Source organism: Solimonas aquatica, from assembly GCF_900111015.1.
GTDB lineage: Bacteria > Pseudomonadota > Gammaproteobacteria > Nevskiales > Nevskiaceae > Solimonas > Solimonas aquatica.
In genome coordinates this window covers 55,898-75,020 of the sequence record NZ_FOFS01000009.1, presented here as the reverse complement: position 1 = coordinate 75,020, position 19,123 = coordinate 55,898, and the positions used below count along the sequence as shown (strand labels likewise).

15 protein-coding genes are annotated in these 19,123 nt (G+C 65.5%); 8 read left to right on the top strand and 7 right to left on the bottom strand.

Annotation, left to right across the window (positions count from 1 at the left end; genetic code table 11):
* Positions 1–29 precede the first annotated feature (29 nt).
* Positions 30–746 carry a DNA polymerase III subunit epsilon gene (dnaQ, locus tag BMY12_RS12015; protein ID WP_093286430.1) on the top strand — a complete coding sequence of 239 codons (717 nt, stop codon included), beginning with the start codon at positions 30–32 and terminating at the stop codon, positions 744–746.
* A gap of 23 nt (positions 747–769) precedes the next feature.
* On the opposite strand, the gene BMY12_RS12010 is transcribed toward dnaQ, so the two are convergent.
* Positions 770–1,699 carry a metalloregulator ArsR/SmtB family transcription factor gene (locus tag BMY12_RS12010; RefSeq protein WP_093286429.1) on the bottom strand — a complete coding sequence of 310 codons (930 nt, stop codon included), beginning with the start codon at positions 1,697–1,699 and terminating at the stop codon, positions 770–772.
* 116 nt (positions 1,700–1,815) lie between these two features.
* On the bottom strand, positions 1,816–2,418 hold the full coding sequence (locus BMY12_RS20345; RefSeq protein WP_177188971.1) for a hypothetical protein: 603 nt from the start codon (positions 2,416–2,418) through the stop codon (positions 1,816–1,818).
* Positions 2,419–2,939: 521 nt separating this feature from the next.
* On the opposite strand from BMY12_RS20345, the gene fadB reads away from it, so the two are divergent.
* The 7 genes from fadB to BMY12_RS11960 all read left to right on the top strand — a co-directional run bounded on the left by fadB (position 2,940) and on the right by BMY12_RS11960 (position 16,051).
* Positions 2,940–5,105 carry a fatty acid oxidation complex subunit alpha FadB gene (fadB, locus tag BMY12_RS11990; protein ID WP_093286420.1) on the top strand — a complete coding sequence of 722 codons (2,166 nt, stop codon included), beginning with the start codon at positions 2,940–2,942 and terminating at the stop codon, positions 5,103–5,105.
* A gap of 30 nt (positions 5,106–5,135) precedes the next feature.
* Complete coding sequence (gene fadA, locus BMY12_RS11985) at positions 5,136–6,299, top strand: acetyl-CoA C-acyltransferase FadA (RefSeq protein WP_093286418.1); 1,164 nt, start codon at positions 5,136–5,138, stop codon at positions 6,297–6,299.
* Positions 6,300–6,455: 156 nt separating this feature from the next.
* On the top strand, positions 6,456–7,703 hold the full coding sequence (locus tag BMY12_RS11980) for an MdtA/MuxA family multidrug efflux RND transporter periplasmic adaptor subunit (RefSeq protein WP_093286416.1): 1,248 nt from the start codon (positions 6,456–6,458) through the stop codon (positions 7,701–7,703).
* A gap of 42 nt (positions 7,704–7,745) precedes the next feature.
* Positions 7,746–10,868, top strand: coding sequence for a multidrug efflux RND transporter permease subunit (locus BMY12_RS11975; protein WP_093286413.1), 3,123 nt, complete (start codon positions 7,746–7,748; stop codon positions 10,866–10,868).
* Complete coding sequence (locus BMY12_RS11970) at positions 10,865–14,131, top strand: efflux RND transporter permease subunit (RefSeq protein WP_093286411.1); 3,267 nt, start codon at positions 10,865–10,867, stop codon at positions 14,129–14,131. Before BMY12_RS11975 ends, BMY12_RS11970 begins: the two co-directional genes overlap by 4 nt.
* Complete coding sequence (locus tag BMY12_RS11965) at positions 14,128–15,540, top strand: efflux transporter outer membrane subunit (protein ID WP_093286408.1); 1,413 nt, start codon at positions 14,128–14,130, stop codon at positions 15,538–15,540. The genes BMY12_RS11970 and BMY12_RS11965 overlap by 4 nt, the downstream gene beginning before the upstream one ends.
* Before the next feature lie 97 nt (positions 15,541–15,637).
* Complete coding sequence (locus BMY12_RS11960; protein ID WP_177188970.1) at positions 15,638–16,051, top strand: MAPEG family protein; 414 nt, start codon at positions 15,638–15,640, stop codon at positions 16,049–16,051.
* 90 nt (positions 16,052–16,141) lie between these two features.
* Here the strand turns inward: BMY12_RS11960 and BMY12_RS11955 are convergent, their stop codons facing one another.
* The 5 genes from BMY12_RS11955 to BMY12_RS20005 all read right to left on the bottom strand — a co-directional run bounded on the left by BMY12_RS11955 (position 16,142) and on the right by BMY12_RS20005 (position 19,062).
* Complete coding sequence (locus BMY12_RS11955) at positions 16,142–16,438, bottom strand: type II toxin-antitoxin system RelE/ParE family toxin (RefSeq protein ID WP_093286406.1); 297 nt, start codon at positions 16,436–16,438, stop codon at positions 16,142–16,144.
* Complete coding sequence (locus BMY12_RS11950) at positions 16,426–16,710, bottom strand: hypothetical protein (protein ID WP_143068944.1); 285 nt, start codon at positions 16,708–16,710, stop codon at positions 16,426–16,428. The genes BMY12_RS11955 and BMY12_RS11950 overlap by 13 nt, the downstream gene beginning before the upstream one ends.
* A 271-nt stretch (positions 16,711–16,981) precedes the next feature.
* A complete protein-coding gene (locus BMY12_RS11945) occupies positions 16,982–17,476 on the bottom strand; it encodes a TspO/MBR family protein (RefSeq protein ID WP_093286400.1) in 495 nt (164 codons plus the stop codon).
* Positions 17,477–17,622: 146 nt separating this feature from the next.
* On the bottom strand, positions 17,623–18,237 hold the full coding sequence (locus BMY12_RS11940; protein ID WP_093286397.1) for a YitT family protein: 615 nt from the start codon (positions 18,235–18,237) through the stop codon (positions 17,623–17,625).
* 42 nt (positions 18,238–18,279) lie between these two features.
* Positions 18,280–19,062, bottom strand: coding sequence for an HNH endonuclease (locus BMY12_RS20005; protein ID WP_143068943.1), 783 nt, complete (start codon positions 19,060–19,062; stop codon positions 18,280–18,282).
* Between the last annotated feature and the right edge of the window lie 61 nt (positions 19,063–19,123).

Genomic DNA, 19,123 nt, shown 5'->3' with positions numbered 1-19,123 from the left:
GGCTCTCACATCTCACCTCTCACAAAAAAATGCGCCAGATCGTTCTCGATACCGAAACCACCGGCCTGGAAGTCGATCTGGGTCACCGCATCATCGAAATCGGCTGCATCGAGCTGAAGAACCGCCGGCCGACGCAGAACAATTTCCACCGCTTCCTCAATCCGGAACGTGAGATCGACGCCGGTGCGGTGAAGGTGCACGGCATCAGCAACGAGCGCGTGGCCAAGGAGCCGCGCTTTGCCGAGCTGGCCAAGGAGATCTGGGACTATCTGGCGGGCGCGGAGCTGGTGATTCACAACGCCACCTTCGACATGGGCTTTCTCAATGCCGAGTTCGCGCGCGTGGGGTTTGCGCAGAGGCTGGACGAGGTGTGCACGGTCACCGACACCGTGGCCATGGCGCGGCGTCTGCACCCGGGGCAGAAGGTGAACCTGGACGCCTTGTGCAAGCGCTACGGCATCGACAACTCGCACCGCGAATATCACGGCGCCCTGCTCGACGCACGCCTGCTGGCCGATGTCTACCTGGCCATGACCGGCGGCCAGAGCAAGCTCACGCTCGATGATGAAGCCAGCGGCGAGCGTCGTCGCTCACGCTTCGCCGAATTGCTGGGCATCCGTGACGCGCCGCTGCCGGTGCTCGGCGCCAGCAGCGAGGAACTCGCCGCGCATCAGGCGCGCCTGAAGAAGATCGCAGGCAAGGGCAAGTGCCTGTGGAAGAGCGATCTGCCGGTGGAGAAGGCCTGAAGCTCGCGGGGCGAGGCGCGCTTTCAGTCCTTGCGCGCCAGTGCGGTGACCACGCCGAAGTACGGCGGCCGGGGCTCGTGGGAGCTGATCCGGCAGCTTTCCACGCTCAGGCCCACCGCGCCGAGCTTGCGGCGCAGCTGCTCCGGGCTGATGCCCAGATTCACGTGGTCGTAGGCGCGCATGGTTTCTTCATGGCGATGCTCGGCCAGCGCTGCCAGCACCAGCCGGCCGCCCGGCTTGAGCAGGCGCGCGGCTTCCTGCAGTACCAGCTTGGGCTCGCGGGTGTAGGCCAGCGCGTGCATGAGAAAGACATGGTCGTAATGCCCGCTGGGCAGGGGCAGGGCGTGCATGTCCGCCTCCACGAAACGTACCGAGGGCAGTCGCGCCAGACGCTTGCGGGCGGCGGCAATCACCGTGGCACTGATATCGACGCAGGTCACCGAATGCGCGTGCTCGGCGATCAGCTCGGCCAGCACCCCGTCGCCGCTGCCGATGTCCGCCACCTCGCCCAGGGTCAGCAGGCCGATCAGCGCGCGCGCCGTGGCCTCCCAGGTGCGGCCCGGCGAGTAATGCAGCTCCATGCGCCCGGCCACCGATTCGGCCCAGGTCTGGCCGTGCTTGCGGGCCGCCACCACCTGCTCGGCGCGCTCGCGGTCCAGGCGCAGCAGGCTGTCGTCCAGGCGGGCCCGCAGCAGCTGCCAGAGTGCCCCGGTCTCCTCGTCCTGCGTGGCGGCCGAGTAATACGCGGCGTTACCGGCACGCTTGTCCTGCACCAGCTGCGCGCGCTTCAGCCGCGCCAGATGCGTGGACACGCGGCTCTGCGCCAGCCCGGTGATCTCGGTCAGCTCCGCCACCGACAGCTCGGTCTGTTCCAGCAGCAACAGCAGGCGCAGGCGGCTGGCGTCGGACAGCAGGCTGCACAGGGCGGTGCTCTGGTCGAGACTGAGACTCATGAGGGGCTTTTTTGATTCGGCAATGCGGATGGACGGATGAATGTAGCCGTCCCGGCCGCAAACAAAAAGCCCGCCGGGTGGCGGGCTTTTGCGAATCAGCCTGGAAAAGCGCGGCTTCAGTTCGAAGGCGTCTCGCTGCTGGCCGGCGCAGCCGCTGCTTCGGCAGGTGCTTCGGAGGCGGGCGCTTCGGGATGTTCGGCCACTTCCTTCTTGCCCTGCGAGGTGGCGAGGAAGGCGCGTGACAGCGGCGAGGGCGTGATGTTCTGCACGGCGGCCACGACCGGGGCGGCGGCGCGCTCGACCTTCTTCTCGACGGCCTTCACCTTCTTCTCGACCTTTTTCTCGACAGCCTTGACCTTCTTTTCGATCTTCTTGATCTGCACCTGCGCTTTCTTCACATCCTTCCTGACCACGGCGCTGGCTTTCTTCTCTGCCTTGCGCACGGCGGTCTTGGCCGACTTCACGGCCTTCTTGGCCTTGGCTTCGACTTTCTTGGCCGACTTCACGGCCTTCTTGGCCTTGGCCTTGACCTGGGCGACGGCCTTCTTGGCCTTGCTCTTCAGGGAGGAGAGCGTGGATTTGGCTTTGCCCGGCTTCTTGCTGGCGACTTTCTTCACAGCCTTGACCGCTTTCGCTGCCTTGGCTGCTTTTTTCACCACTTTCTTCGCCGCCGCCTTCTTCACGGCCTTGGCCGTGCCCTTTTTCGCGGACTTCTTCATAAGCTAGACACGCTCCATGCAGGTTACGGCCGTTGCGGGCCGGGATAATGCGTCGTAAGACGCGGCAGACCGAAATAAAGGCAGCTCGCGCGCCAAGCTGCGCCGGTCCTCAAACTCTGCGGTTGCGGCAAAAGCCCCGCCGCCGCGGATGCTGCGCGCGAAGAAATCGTCACGGGAAGCGGTGTCGGGCGGTGCGCATGGAAGCGCCGCAAATGCGCTGCGGGGCCTGGTCTCATGCTGCGCAAAAACCTGCTCGAAAGCCGTCATGCACTCCCCTTGACTTTTCTCCCAAAAAGTCGCGTTTGAGTGTAGGGCTGCACAAATCGGCTTGTCAAAACATTGATATGAAAATATGTGCGCTGCGCGCGCGCGCGGCTGTCTGCGCGGCGGTTTACCTGGCTTTCCGGCGAGGGCTATCATCCCGGCCCTTGACTTGCGCGGGACCGGCCCAAGGCGTCCCCGATGCGCAAGATCGCCCCATTTTTTTGGTTTTTCACATCGTCAACTCAAGGTCCGTAACTATGTCCAACACTAATCTTTACGAGGGGCAGTCCATCCGCGTCACGCGTCTGGACAACGGCTATGCCGAGCTCTGCTTCGATCGCCAGGGTGATGCGATCAATAAATTCGACGCGCGCACCGTCGCCGAACTCGGCGAGGCCGGCAAGGCCCTGCAAGGCAGCGGCGCCAAGGGTCTGATCGTCACCAGCGCCAAGAGCTCCTTCATCGTCGGCGCCGACATCACCGAGTTCGGCAGGAACTTCCAGCAGTCCGAGGAAGAGATCGCCCGCTGGGCCCTGGAAGCCAACCAGCTGTTCAATGCCATCGAGGATCTGCCGTTCCCCTCGGTCACCGCGATCAATGCCCTGGCCCTGGGCGGCGGTTTCGAGATGGCGCTGTGCACGGATTACCGCGTGCTCGACGAAACCGGCCAGGTGGGTTTCCCCGAGGTCAAGCTCGGCCTGTTCCCCGGTTTCGGCGGCACGGTGCGTTTTGCACGCCTGTGCGGTGCCGACAATGCCATCGAATGGGTGGCCGGCGGCCCGCAGCAGAAGGCTGTGGCGGCGCTCAAGGTGCATGCCGTGGACGGCGTGGTGCCGACCGCCAAGCTGCGCGAGGCGGCGTTCAAGATCCTGGACCAGGCCGTGGCCGGCAAGCTGGACTGGCAGGCGCGCCGCGCCCAGAAGAAGGGCCCGCTGCAGCTCAACGCCATCGAAGGCATGATGGTGTTTGAAACCTCCAAGGCTTTCGTGGCGCAGCAGGCCGGCCCCAACATGCCGGCGCCGCTGGCTTCGGTGGAAGCCATCCAGAAGGGCGCTTCCAAGGGGCGCGACGAAGCCCTGAAGATCGAAGGCCAGGGTTTTGCCAAGATCGCCAAGAGCACGGCCGCCGATGCCCTGATCGGCATCTTCCTCTCCGACCAGCTGCTCAAGAAGAAGGCCAAGGCCGCGCAGAAGCTGGCCAAGCCGGTGAAGCAGGCGGCGGTGCTGGGCGCCGGCATCATGGGCGGCGGCATCGCTTACACCAGCGCCGTGAAGGGCGTGCCGGTGGTGATGAAGGACATCGCCGAAAAGCAGCTGGCCCTGGGCATGTCCGAGGCCAACAAGCTGCTGTCCAAGCAGGTGGAGCGCAAGAAGCTCAAGCCGGAGAAGGCGGGTGAGGTGCTGGCCTCGATCCGGCCGGTGCTCAGCTACAGCGAGTTCCAGAACATCGACGTGGTCGTCGAGGCCGTGGTCGAGAACCCCAAGATCAAGAAGTCGGTGCTGGCCGAGGTGGAAAGCCTGGTCGCGCCGGGCACCATCATCGCCTCCAACACCTCCTCGATCTCCATCGACGAGCTGGCCAGCGCGCTCAAGCACCCGGAAAACTTCCTGGGCATGCACTTCTTCAACCCCGTGCATCGCATGCCGCTGGTGGAAGTGATCTACGGCGAGAAGACCAGCAAGGAGGCCATCGCCACCATCGCGGCCTACGCCGGCACCATGGGCAAGACGCCCATCGTGGTCAAGAACTGCCCGGGCTTCCTGGTCAACCGCATCCTGTTCCCGTACTTCTTCGGCTTCATGGCCGCGATCCGTGACGGCGCCGACTTCGCCAAGATCGACAAGGTGATGGAGAAGTTCGGCTGGCCCATGGGCCCGGCCTACCTGGAAGACGTGGTCGGCATGGACACCGCGCATCACGTCGGCGAGGTGCTGGCCGCCGGTTATCCCGACCGCATGGGTCGCGGCGAAGGCAAGAGCGCGCTGGACGTGATGTACGAGGCCAAGCGCTTCGGCCAGAAGAACGGCCTGGGCTTCTACAAGTACGAGACCGATCCCAAGGGCAAGCCGAAGAAGGTCGCCGATCCGGTGTCCTACGAGCTGCTCAAGGCCGCCCAGCCCAAGGGCCAGGTGGACATGAGTGATGAAGAGATCATCGAGCGCCACATGCTGCCGATGATCATCGAGACCGTGCGCTGCCTGGACGACGGCATCGTCGAAACCCCGAACGAGGCCGACATGGGCCTGATCTACGGCATCGGCTTTCCTCCCTTCCGTGGCGGCGCGCTCAAGTACGCCGACACCCTGGGCATGAAGACCGTCATCGAGAAGTGCGCCAAGTACGCGCACCTGGGCAAGCTCTACGAGCCCACCGAATCGATGAAGCAGATGGCCGCCGCTGGCAAGACTTTCTATTCGAAGTAAGCGCGCGCGCTTACTGATCTGGAGTAATACATGACTACCGATGTCGTCATTGTCGATGCGATCCGCACGCCCATGGGCCGCTCCCGCGGCGGCGTGTTCCGCAATGTCCGCGCCGAGGTGCTCTCGGCGCATCTGATGAAGCAGATTCTCAAGCGCAACCCGGCGCTCAAGCCCGCCGAGGTGGAAGACGTGATCTGGGGCTGCGTGCTGCAGACCCTGGAGCAGGGCTTCAACATTGCGCGCAATGCCGCGCTGCTCGCCGGCCTGCCGCAGACCGTGGCCGGCCAGACCGTGAACCGCCTGTGCGGTTCCTCGATGAGCGCCATCCACACCGCCGTGGCCAGCATCAAGGCCGGCGTGGGTGACACCTACATCTGCGGCGGCGTCGAGCACATGGGCCATGTGCCGATGACGCACGGCTTCGACGGCGCGCCGGAGATGTCCATCAACACCGCCAAGGCGGCGGCGATGATGGGCCTGACCGCCGAGATGCTGACGCAGACGCATCAGATCGACCGCAAGAGCCAGGACGCGTTCGCGCTGGCCTCGCACCAGAAGGCCTACGCCGCCTGGAAGAACGGCGAGTTCAAGAACGAGATGGTGGCCACCGAAGGTCACGACGCCGACGGCACGCCGCTGGTGGTGGACTTCGACGAGGTGGTGCGCGCCGATGCCAACATCGACGATCTGGCCAAGCTCAAGCCCGCCTTCAATCCCAAGGGTTCGGTGACCGCCGGCAACAGCTCGGCGATTTCCGACGGCGCCTCCTGCGTGCTGATCATGGCCGCCGACAAGGCCAAGGCCCTGGGCCTCAAGCCCCTGGCCAAGGTGGTGAGCATGGCCGCCGCCGGCTGCAATCCCTCGATCATGGGCATCGGTCCGGTGCCGGCCAGCCAGAAGGCGCTCAAGCGCGCCGGCCTGGAGGTCAGCAACATCGACTACTTCGAGCTCAACGAAGCCTTCGCCGCGCAGTCGCTGGCGGTGCTCAAGGATCTCAAGCTCACCGAGCGCATGGACCGCATCAACCTCAAGGGCGGCGCCATTGCCTTGGGGCATCCGCTGGGCTGCTCGGGCGCGCGCATCACCGGCGCGCTGGCGCATGTGCTCAACGAGAAGAACGCGCAGTTCGGTCTGGCGACCATGTGCATCGGCATGGGTCAGGGTGTGGCCACGGTGCTGGAGCGCGTCGCCTAAAACTTGTGCCTGTGGTGGATGTCGAAAAGGGCCGGCCAGCATCGCCGGCCCTTTTCTTTTGGCCGTGCAGGTAACGATTGGTAAATGTCGGCGCGATGACGCTGCTGCCCTGCCTATCATGTGCGGGCTTGTGCGCAAAACCCTGGAGTCCCGTAAGTGGAAGCAAGCTCGAACAAGAAACCGGCGCGACGCTGGCGCAGCCGGCTGATCGCCCTGGCGTTGATGGCGCTGGTGACGATGGCCATCGTCTGGCTCGGCCTGCGGGGTGCGGATCGCGCCGGCGATGCCGGCAAGGGCCCGTCCGGCGGCATGCGCGGGGGTGCGCTGCCGGTGGCGGTGCAGACCGTGAAGCGCGAGCAGATGAAGGTGTATTTCACCGCGCTGGGCACCGTCACGCCGCTGGCCACCGCCACCGTGCACGCACAGCTCAGCGGCCAGCTGATGGAAGTCCGCTTCAAGGAGGGCGACACGGTGAAGGCAGGCGCGGCGCTGGCGCTGATCGATCCGCGGCCCTATGAAGCGCAGCTCAAGCAGGTTCAGGGCGCGCTGCAGCGTGACCGCGCCTTGCTGGAGAACGCGCGTCTGGATCTGGCGCGCTATCAGACGCTGCTGACGCAGGATTCGGTGGCGCAGCAGACCTATGACACGCAGGCGGCGCTGGTGAAGCAGTACGAAGGTGCGGTGGCCAGCGATGAAGGGCAGGTGGCGACGGCGCAGCTCAATCTGCGCTACTGCAATGTGGTGGCGCCCATCGGCGGACGCCTGGGTCTGCGCCAGGTGGACCCCGGCAATTATGTGAGCCCCGGCGACAGCGCCGGGCTGGTGGTGATCACGCAGCAGACGCCGATCAGCGTGCTGTTCTCGCTGCCCGAGGACGACATCCCGGCGCTGCACGAGGCGATGGCGGCCGGGCAGGGCCTGGAAGTCCAGGCCTTCGACCGCGCCAATGCCCGGCAGCTGGCGCAGGGGCGGGTGACGGTGCTGGACAATCAGATCGACACCAGCACCGGCACCGTCAAGCTGCGCGCGCAGTTCGAGAACCGTGATGCCAGCCTGTTCCCCAATCAGTTCGTCAACGTGCGGGTGCTGGCCAGGACGCTGGAGCAGGTGCCGGTGCTGCCGGTGTCGGCGGTGCAGCGCGGTTCGCAGGGCAGCTTCGTGTACCTGGTGAAGCCGGACAACACGGTGGCGATGAGAGCGGTGACGCTGGGGCCCGTGGACGGCGAACGCGTGGCGGTCAGCGCCGGCCTGGAAGGCGGCGAGACCGTGGTCAGCGATGGCGCCGACCAGCTCAAGGACGGCATGAGCGTGAGCATCGCCGGCGCCGCGACGCCGGCGCCGCAGAAGAACGGCGGCGACAAGCCGCGCCGCCACCGCCGCCCGCCGCCGGACGGCGGACCCTGATGCGGACGGCACGGGTGCACGGCGCATGAATCCTTCGCAGTCATGAACCCTTCGCAGCTGTTCATCCTGCGGCCGGTGGCGACCTCGCTGCTGATGCTCGCCATCCTGCTGGTGGGCGTGCTGGGCTATCGCCAGCTGCCGGTGTCCTCGCTGCCGGATGTGGATTACCCCACCATCCAGGTGCAGACCTTCTATCCCGGTGCCAGCCCCGAGGTCATGGCTTCCTCGGTGACCGCACCGCTGGAACGCCAGCTCGGGCAGATGCCGGGGCTCAAGCGCATGAGTTCGCAGAGTTCGGCCGGCGCCTCGCGCATCACCCTGCAGTTCACGCTGGACATGGTGCTGGATGTCGCCGAGCAGCAGGTGCAGGCGGCGATCAATGCCGGCAGCAGCCTGCTGCCTTCCGATCTGCCGCAGCCGCCGGTGTACGCCAAGGTCAATCCCGCCGACGCGCCGATCATGGTGCTGGCCTTCACCTCGCAATCCCTGCCGCTGACCCAGGTGCAGGACCTGCTGCAGACGCGCGTCGCGGCGAAAATCTCGCAGCTCTCCGGCGTGGGTCTGGTCAGCATCGGCGGCGGACAGCGGCGCTCGGTGCGCATCCGTGCCAATCTCCACAGCCTCTCGGCCTACGGCCTGAACCTGGACGATCTGCGCAGCACCATCGGCAATGCCAATGTCAGCGGCGCCAAGGGCAGCTTCGACGGGCCTTCGCGCGCCTACACCATCGACGCCAACGATCAGCTCAAGAGCCCCGAGGAATACGCCGATCTGGTGATCGCCTATCGCGAGGGCCGGCCGGTGCTGCTGCGCGATGTCGCGCTGATCGGCGAAGACGCCGAGAACAACCGGCTTGCGGCCTGGGCCGGACGCGAGCCGGCGCTGATTCTCAACATCCAGCGCCAGCCCGGCGCCAACGTGATCCAGACCGTGGCGCGCATCAAGACCATGCTGCCGCAGCTGCAGGCCTCGCTGCCGGCGGCGGTGCAGGTGCAGCTGCTCAGCGACCGCACCGAAACCATCCGCGCCTCGGTGCGCAATGTGCAGCTGGAGCTGCTGCTCTCGGTGCTGCTGGTGGTGCTGGTCATTTATGCCTTTCTGGGCGATCTGTCGCTGACCCTGATTCCCAGCCTGTCCGTGCCGCTGTCCATCGTCGGCACGTTTGCGGTGATGTATCTGCTCGGTTACAGCATCGACAATCTCTCGCTGATGGCGCTGACCATCGCCACCGGTTTCGTGGTGGACGATGCCATCGTCATGATCGAAAACATCATGCGCTACATCGAAGAGGGCGAGAGTCCGCTGCAAGCGGCGCTGAAAGGCTCGCGGCAGATCGGTTTCACCATCGTCTCGCTGACCGTGTCGCTGATTGCGGTGCTGATCCCGCTGCTGTTCATGGGCGATGTGGTCGGGCGCCTGTTCCATGAGTTTGCGGTGACACTGGCGGTCACCATCCTGATTTCCGCGCTGGTTTCACTGACCCTGGTGCCGATGCTGTCGGCGCGACTGCTGCGTCAGCGTCCCGCGGCCGCCAGCGGGCTGTCCGCGACGCCGGCGGGGCGCATCGCGCAGCTCAGCGCGCAGCTGTTCCAGCGCCTGCTGGATCGTTACGCCCTGGCGCTGCGCTGGGTCTTGCAGCGTCAGGGCGCGACCCTGCTGCTGGCGGTGGCCACGCTGCTGCTCACCGTGCTGTTGTACTGGCTGATTCCCAAGGGCCTGTTCCCGGCGCAGGACACCGGCATGATCCAGGGCGTGAGCGTGGCGCCGTCCTCGGTGTCCTTCGCGGCGATGGCGCAGCGCCAGCAGGCGCTGGTCGATGTCATTCTCAAGGACCCCGATGTGCTGAGCCTGTCCTCGTCCATCGGCGTGGACGGCTCCAACATCACGCTCAACAGCGGCCGTCTGCAGATCGCGCTCAAGCCGCGCGAACAGCGCCGTGATGAGGTGCAGACCGTGATCAAGCGTCTGAACCAGGCGGTGGCACAGCTGCCCGGCATCCAGCTCTATCTGCAGCCGGTGCAGGACCTGACGCTGTCCGATACCGTCAGCGCCACGCAGTATCAGTTCATCCTGCAGGCGCCCAGCGATGCCCTGCTCGCCGAGTGGGTGCCCAGGCTGCTGGACAAGCTGCAGGGCTTGGCACCGCTGCGCGATGTCACCAGCGATCTGCAGGATCATGGCCTGGCCAGTTACATCGAGATCGACCGCGCCACCGCCGCGCGCTTCGGCATCACGCCGGCCACGGTGGACAATGTGCTGTACGACGCCTTCGGCCAGCGCATCGTCTCCACCATCTTCACGCAGTCCAATCAGTACCGTGTGATTCTCGAAGCCGATCCGGCGCTGCAGCAGTCGCCGCAGTCCCTGGGGCAGCTGCGCGTGCCCGGCAGCGGCGGCACGCAGGTGCCGCTGTCCGCCATCGCCACCATCCATGAGCGCGCGATGCCGCTGGTGGTGAATCATCTCGCGCAGTTCCCGGCGGCGACGGTGTCCTTCAATCTCGCCGAGGGCGTGGCCCTGGGCGATGCGGTGGCGGCGATCGAGGCGGCCGAGCGCGGGATCGGCTTGCCGGACAGTCTCTACACCAGCTTCCAGGGCGCGGCGCAGGCCTACGAGAACAGCGCCAGCAATGAGCCGCTGCTGATTCTGGCGGCGATCATCACCGTGTACATCGTGCTGGGCGTGCTCTACGAGAGCTTCATTCATCCGGTGACCATTCTCTCGACCCTGCCTTCGGCCGGCGTCGGGGCGCTGCTGGCCCTGATGCTGTCCGGCACCGAGCTGGGCGTGATGGGCATCATCGGCATCATCCTGCTGATCGGCATCGTCAAGAAGAACGCGATCATGATGATCGACTTCGCGCTGGAGGCCGAGCGTCAGCAGCAGCGCAGCCCGCAGGAGGCGATCTATCAGGCCTGCCTGCTGCGCTTCCGGCCGATCATGATGACCACGCTGGCGGCGCTGCTGGCGGCGCTGCCGCTGATGCTCGGTCATGGCAGCGGTGCCGAGCTGCGCCAGCCGCTGGGCATTGCCATCGTCGGTGGTCTGATCCTCAGTCAGCTGCTGACCCTGTTCACCACGCCGGTGATCTATCTGGCCTTCGACCGCCTGGCGCGCCGTGTGCGGCGCTGGCGCGGCCAGGATGACGCGGCGGTGACGCCGTGAGCTTCTCGGCGATCTTCATCCGCCGGCCGGTGGCGACCACGCTGCTGACCCTGGGCGTGGCGCTGGCGGGCCTTGCGGCATTCACGCGCCTGCCGGTGGCGGCGCTGCCGCAGGTGGACTTTCCCACCATCGCCGTCACCGCCAACATGGCCGGCGCCAGCCCGGAAACCATGGCGGCCACCGTGGCCACGCCGCTGGAGCGGCACCTGGGCACGATTGCCGATGTCACCGAGATGAGCTCCCAGAGTTCCTTGGGCAGCACGCGCATCACGCTGCAGTTCGACCTGAGCCGCGACATCGATGGCGCGGCGCGCGATGTGCAGGCGGCGATCAATGCCGCGCGCGTGGATCTGCCGGTGGCGCTGAAGAGCAATCCCACCTACCGCAAGATGAATCCGGCCGACATGCCGATCCTGATTCTGGCGCTGACCTCGCCCACGCTCAGCCGCGCGCAGATTTACGACGCGGCTTCCACCGTGGTGCAGCAGCGCCTGTCGCAGGTGAGCGGCGTGGGACAGGTGGATGTCAGCGGGGCTTCGGCACCGGCGGTGCGCGTGGAGCTCAATCCCGAGGCGCTGTTCAAGTACGGCATCGGCCTGGAAGACGTGCGCTCCGCGCTGTCGGCGGCCAATGCCAACAGTCCCAAGGGCGCGGTGGAGGGCGGCGGCCTGCGCTGGCAGATCTACACCAACGACCGCACGCGTCGCGCCGCCGACTATCAGGATCTGCTGATCGCCTACCGCAAGGGCGTGGCGGTGCGGCTGACCGACGTGGCCGAGATCAGGGACAGCGTCGAGAACGTGCGCAACGAAGGCCTGTACAACGGCCGGCCGGCGGTGCTGGTGCTGATCACCAAGCAGCCGGGCGCCAATGTCATCGCCACCATCGATCAGCTCAAGGCCTTGCTGCCGCAGCTGCAGGCGGCGCTGCCGGCCTCGGTGCAGGTGAGTCTGGTGCGCGACAGCAGCCTGTCGATCCGCCGTTCGCTGCACGAGGTGGAGGTGAGCCTGCTGGTGTCGGTGCTGCTGGTGGTGCTGGTGGTGTTCCTGTTCTTGCGTGACTGGCGCGCCACCCTGATTCCCTCGGTGGCGGTGCCGGTGTCGCTGCTGGGCACCTTCGGCGTGATGCTGCTGCTTGGCTACTCCCTGAACAATCTTTCGCTGATGGCGCTGACCATCGCCACCGGCTTCGTGGTCGATGACGCGGTGGTGGTGCTGGAAAACATCTCGCGACATCTGGAGGCCGGCAAGACGCGGCTGGAAGCCGCGCTGCAGGGTGCGCGCGAGATCGGCTTCACCGTGCTGTCGATGAGTCTGTCGCTGGTGGCGGTATTCCTGCCGATCCTGCTGATGAGCGGCATGGTGGGACGTCTGTTCCGCGAATTCGCGGTGGTGCTGGCGGTGGCGGTGCTGGTCTCGCTGCTGGTCTCGCTGGTCACCACACCGATGATGTGCGCGCGTCTGCTCAAGCCCAGGACCGAAACGCATGAACCCAGGAACCGCTGGGGCGCAAGGCTGTATGCCGGCATGCTCGACGGGTACCGGCGCAGCCTGGGCTGGGCCCTGGACAATGCCGGACTCACGGCGCTGATGCTGCTGCTCACGGTGCTGCTCAACATCTGGCTGTTCATCGTCTCGCCCAAGGGCTTCTTCCCCAGCGAGGACAACGGCTCGATGATGGGCAATATCCGCGGCGACCAGAGCATTTCCTTCCAGGCCATGCGCGACAAGCTGCAGGCCTTTGCCGCGATCGTGAAGGCTGATCCGGCGGTGCAGGCCTTCGTCGCCTTCACCGGCGGCCGCAGCACCAACTCCGGCACCATGTTCATCACGCTCAAGCCGCTGAGCGAGCGCAAGGAGGACATCAGCAGCGTGATCGCGCGCCTGCGCCAGCAGGCCGCGCAGGTGCCGGGCGCGCGGCTGTTCTTCATGCCCGAACAGACCCTGCGCGTGGGCGGGCGCCAGGCCAATTCCACCTATCAGTACACCTTGCAGGCCGACGACACCGCCCTGCTGCGCGAGTGGACGCCCAAGCTGGTGGAAGCGCTGCAGGACGATCCGGTGCTGCTGGATGTGAACAGTGACCAGCAGGACGCGGGCTTGCAGACCCAGGTGCAGGTGGATCGACTGACCGCCGCGCGCCTGGGCCTGAACGCACGGCAGATCGACAACACGCTCTACGATGCTTTCGGTCAGCGCACGGTGTCCACCATCTACGACAGCACCAATCAGTATTCGGTGGTGATGGAGCTGGCGCCGCGTTTCCTGCAGAGCCCGGAGACCTTGAAGCAGCTGTGGGTGAGTGTGTCCGGCGCCGCCGCCAGCGGCACGCAGTCCAGCAATGCCGCGAGCAGCACTTATTCCTCGGGCGGCAGCAGCGCCAGCGGCAGCGATGCCGTGCTCAATGCCAAGAACGTCAGCACCGGCAACACCCGCGGCGCTTCCACCGGCAGTCCGGTGAGCGGCACGCAGGAAACCATGGTGCCGCTCTCGGCCTTCGCCACTCTGGTGCCCGGCAGCGCGCCGCTGGCGGTGAATCATCAGGGCCAGTTTGCCGCCAGCACGCTGTCTTTCGATCTGGCGCCCAAGCGCACGCTGGCCGAGGCCGAGGCAACGATCCGCGCCGCGATGCTGCGTCTGCATGTGCCGGCCAGCATCCACGGCGGCTTCGCCGGCACCGCGCGCACCGCGCAGGACAGCAGCGGCAACACCCCGCTGCTGATTCTGGCGGCGCTGGCGGCGGTGTACGTGGTGCTGGGCATGCTCTACGAAAGCTATGTGCATCCCCTGACCATTCTCTCCACCCTGCCGTCGGCGGGCGTGGGCGCGCTGCTGGCGCTGCTGATCTGCGGCAAGGCCTTCACCCTGATCGCGCTGATCGGCATCATCCTGCTGATCGGCATCGTCAAGAAGAACGCGATCATGATGATCGACTTCGCGCTGGAGGCCGAACGCAGTCAGGGCCTGTCACCGCGCGAGGCGATTTACCAGGCCTGCCTGCTGCGCTTCCGCCCGATCATGATGACCACGCTGGCAGCGATGTTCGGCGCGCTGCCGCTGGCCCTGGCCACCGGCATGGGGGCCGAGCTGCGCCGGCCGCTGGGCATCGCCATCGTCGGCGGCCTGCTGCTGAGCCAGGCGCTGACCCTGTACACCACCCCGGTGATCTATCTGTATCTCGACCGCTTCCGGCACTGGAGCAGGCGCCGCTGGCAGCGGCGCTTCGGCCCGCCGCCAGGCGGTTCCCTGGAGCTGCAAGCATGAGCACTACGATCATCCGCAGCCTGTCGCTGCTGGCTGCCGCAGCCTGCGGCGCCTGCGCGGTGGGGCCGGATTACCACGCGCCGGAGCTTACGGCACCCGCGCAGTTCAAGGAGGCGGAGGGCTGGCAGCCGGCGGCGCCGGCCGACGATCTGGCGCGCGGCGACTGGTGGCAGCGCTTCGGTGATGCGCAGCTGGATGCGCTGCAGGCCGAACTCAATCGCGCCAATGCCAGCATCGCCGTCAGCGAGGCGGCTTATCGGCAGGCGCATGCGCTGCTGCGCAATGCCCGCGCCGCGCAGCTGCCGAGCGTGGGCGCCAGTGCGGCCGTCACGCGCAGCGGGCGCGGCAGCGCCAGCAGCGTGTCGGGCGTGAGCAACAGCTACAGCGCCGGACTCGATGCCGCCTGGGAGCTGGATCTCTGGGGCAAGCTGCGCCGCAACGTGGAGGCGCAGCGCGCCAGTGCGCAGGCCAGTGCCGCCGATCTGGCCAATGCCCGCCTGAGCCTGCAGGCCGAGCTGGCCAGCGCGTACTTCCAGCTGCGCGCCGTCGACGAGCAGCAGCGCCTGTACGAGGCGACCATCGCCGCCTATCAGCGCAGCTATCAGATCGCCCAGAACCGTTATGCCGCCGGTGTGGCGACGCGCGCCGATGTGATCAGCGCGCAGGCGCAGCTGCAGAACGCGCAGGCCGCCGCCATCGATCTGCAGGCGCAGCGCGCGCAATACGAGCACGCCATCGCGGTGCTGGTCGGCAAGCCGCCGGCGGAGTTTGCGCTGGCGCCGACGCCGTATCGCTACGAGCCGCCGGCGATTCCCGCCGCGCTGCCGGCGGCGCTGCTGCAGCGCCGGCCCGATGTCGCCGCCGCCGAGCGCGCGATGGCGGCGGCCAATGCCCAGATCGGCGTGGCGGTGGCGGCTTACTACCCTGATCTCAGTTTCTCCGCTTCCGGCGGCTATGACAGTTCCCGCTTCGCGCACTGGTTCGAAGCACCTTATCGCGTGTGGTCGCTGGGGCCGCAGCTGGCGGCCACGCTGTTCGACGGTGGCGCGCGCAGCGCGCAGGTCGAAGCCGCGCATGCGGCCTACGACGGGCAGGTGGCGAGCTACCGTCTCAGCGTGCTCACCGCTTTCCAGGAAGTGGAGGATGCGCTGGCGCAGCTCGCGGTTCTGCGGCGCGAGCAGCAGATGCAGGACGCCGCCACGCAGGCCGCGCTGCAGGCCGCCGAGCTGACCCTGAATCAGTACAAGGCCGGCACCGTGGATTACGCCAGCGTCGCCGCCGCACAGGCCACGGCGCTGAGCAGCCAGCGCAGCCAGCTGGGCATCATCAACAACCGCCTGCAGGCCAGCATCACGCTGATCAAGGCGCTGGGTGGTGGCTGGGACGTGAAGGAGTTGCCGGCGTCCTGATCCCATCGATGCGGGCACGGCGCGGGGGCTGTTCCGATTCCCTTGCGCTATGCTGCGAGCCAGATCAAGACAAGTGACGGGGCTTTCGATGCTGACCATGTCCATACTGCAGCCGGTGATCGCGCTGGTGCTCTGGTCCTTCGTGATCTGGGCCTGGATGTACGCCACGCGCATTCCCGCCATCGTGCAGATGAAAATGCGCATGGACCCGCAGGCGCCGCGCGGCGAGCAGATGGCCCTGCTACCGGCCACGGTGCGATGGAAGGCCGACAACTACAACCATCTGATGGAGCAGCCCACGCTGTTCTACGCCGTGGCGCTGACCCTGGCCATCATCGGCGACGGCACGCCGGTGAGCCTGTACCTGGCCTGGACCTATGTGCTGCTACGCGTGGTGCACAGCCTGGTGCAGGTGCTGGTGAACAAGATCGAAGTGCGCTTCGCGATCTTCTCGGTGTCTTCGCTGGTGCTGTTGGCGCTGACGGTGCGGGCGGCGGTGTGGGTGTTCTGAAGGACGCACAGAAGCTGGAGCGCTGAGCTGCCGGCGTCGGGGGCTGGCGCTCAGCTTAGGCGGCAGGCGGTTCTGACAAAGAGCGGTGTGCTATTCAGGCGTGTAGCCGGCTTCGCGCTGATGCCGGACGGCCAGAACGAAAACGATGTCGTGTTCCGCCTCGTAGCTGTACAGGGCCAGATAGCCTGAAGCGCCACGCGAGATGACCAGTTCTCGCAAGTCTTGCTCTGTGGGGCGCCCGATCAGGGGATGGTTGGCGAGAACTTGTACGGCTTCAGTTATGAGGTCAACGGTTGCCAGAGCTGCAGCCGGATCGTTCTGAACCAGAAAGCGGGTGACGCGATCAAGGTCCGCCAAGGCCTGCGCGGCATAGATTATCCGCGCCAAGACTTAGCCTTCGGTTTGGCTGCGGGCTTGCCCTGTGCCCGCGCCCGCAGATAGGCATGAACATCCTCGGCTGCGTAGCCCTTGCCGGATTCAAGCACGTTTGCCCTGGCGGCTAGCGCATCCGCGACGAAGCGTGAGTGCTTCTCTGCATTGCTCGCCGCGACACGGATAGCATCGACCATGAAGGCGTGCGGGGTGATGCCCTGTTGCTTGGCGGCAGCGACAGCCAGCTGCTTCACGTCTTCGGGAATTTTCAGTGAGGTGGTGGACACGATCAGCTCTATCGTCGGCGGTGTCACCAAGGTAACACTGCGAAGGGGTGGCCGCAAACGGCTCGCGTCCGTCAGTGCGCGCGGGGCAGCAACAGAATGGCATCGGCAAAGGCGGCATGTCTTCGCGGCCGGTGACGGTGCTGACCGTGCGCGCGGCGGTGTGGGTGTTCTGAAGCGTAGAAGATCAGTAGGGCGGGTTAGGCGCGAAAGCGCCGTAACCCGCCATGCTTCTCCGGCCCAGGCCGCCAACCGCTCGGCAAGCCCGCATCCTTCAACCCAGCAGCCCCGGATTGAGCTGCCACACGGTGTAATTCAACACCGCCGCGAAGCTCACCCACAGCAGATACGGCAGCAGCAGCAAGGCCGCGAGGCGCTGCACGCGCCAGAAGGCGAGCAGGGTGCTGGCAATCAGCAGCCAGAGCAGCAGCACTTCCACAAACGCCGCGCCGCCCAGGTGCCAGGCGAAGAACAGCCAGCTCCACAGGGCATTCGCCGCCAGCTGAATCACAAACCAGCGCAGCGCGCGTGACCGCGCCGGACTGTCCTGTGGCACGCGCCAGACCAGCCAGGCGGCAACGGCCATCGCCAGGAACAAGGCGGACCACACCGGCCCGAACACCCAGCCCGGCGGTGCCCAGTCCGGCCGGATCAGCGAGGCATAAAACGAACGCGCGTTGATGGAGGCGATGGCACCGAGACTGCTGCTGGCAACGCACAGCGCCAGCCAGGCGAGAAAGCCGAGAAAGGGATGAGGGCGGGGGAGCATGGCGGCTGGGTGGATCCGTTCAGAACGCATCTTGCCACGGCGCGAGTCGGGTGAAGCCAGCGCCGCGCATTCCGCCCTGCGCGTCGGCACAAACCTTCCATGCCTTGAGCTGTGCCGCCGCCGCTTGCCATGCAGGCCGCTGCGCTTCAGACGCCCAGGTATCGGCCCGGCTTGTGATTCAGCGTGAGGATGGCGCCGATGGCCAGCGCGCCCACCAAGGATTTCAGGATGCGCTCCGGCGACACCACGAACAGCGCGCTGATCACAATCAGCACATCGAACGCCATCTGAATCTTGCCGGCGCTCAGGCCGCGGGTCTGCTGCAGCCAGTGCGCCAGAATATTGATGCCGCCGACGCTGGCGCGATGCCGCAGCAAAGCCAGCAGGCCGAAGCCCACCAGAAAACCGCCCAGCACCGCAGCCAGCCAGGGATTGAGCAGTTCAAAGCGCACCAGCTTGGGCGCTAGCGCCGTGCAGGCAGAAACCAGGGCCACCGCCAGAAAACTCTTCAGCGTGAACTCGCGCCCGAGGTGCCACCAGGACAGCCAGAAGAACGGCAGATTGAGCAGAAAGAAACACAGCGCCAGGCTGATGCCGGTGGCATAGCTGAGCAGAAAGGCGAGGCCGGCAACACCGCCAGTGAGCAGACCTGCATAGGAAAACATCGTCATCCCCAGCGCCACGAACAAAGCACCCGCGACCAGCGCCTGGCCATCGTCAATCCAGGTGTGGGCGAGTGGTTCGGGTTCGGTGGGTTTCATGGGGCTATTGAAGGCTTGTTGGCCGTCAATGAGAAGGCGCGATTATTTGTTTTGAGATGATGAAAATAAATCTGCCGCCTTTTCTTTCGGGATTGCCCCGAACTTGCTTAGTAGTTCCGCCATACGGAACGTCCTATTTGGCGCGGTCAAGACCGCGATCTGGTTGCAGACCTCATTCGGAGCTTCTGGATCTCCGCCCATGGCAAGCCCCCCGTAAACCTTAAAACGCCACACTGTAATGTGAGAGCAGTCTACGCCTTGAACGGCTTCATATTGCACGGTTCCTTCTCCCAGACTGACTTGGACTCTTTGTGCGACGTTTAAGTCAAAGAAATTCTGCTGGAGGAACTTCTCCCCAAATGACGTCAAGGCCATCGCTTCAAGCGTATGCTCCTCTGTGAAATAAAGTCGCCAGTGGTGCCACGCCAATCCTTTGGCGATTAATGCGAACAACTGTTCAATGCTTCCAGGTTCTAAAGGAACAGTCATGGCTTGCCTATAGACTCCGTTTTCAAGGCTCCAGACCGTGCTCCGTCGCGTGGCCAAGTGCCGTTGGAGTTTTTTATTCCTCTCAAGCCTTTTCGGTACAAGTGTAGTTAGCGACTCCAATGCGTCCGTATGTCTGCCGCCGAACGGCAGCAGTGCAGTCAAGTAGTGTTCGATCTTACTCTTCGCATTATTGCAAGGACCGCATGTTGGCACTTGAGGCAGATTGCAGCGCCGATTCGGCAAGAAGAACTCACGGGCAAAGACATGATCACCCGTGACCGAAGTCTCGCGGGCGCAATACACACACAGCTTGTTTCTGAATTTCTTGCTGCCCAACCGTCATTTCCTCCGAGCCTGAGATAAGTGACGAAACTAGGCGGCAGTTTTATTTTCTTGG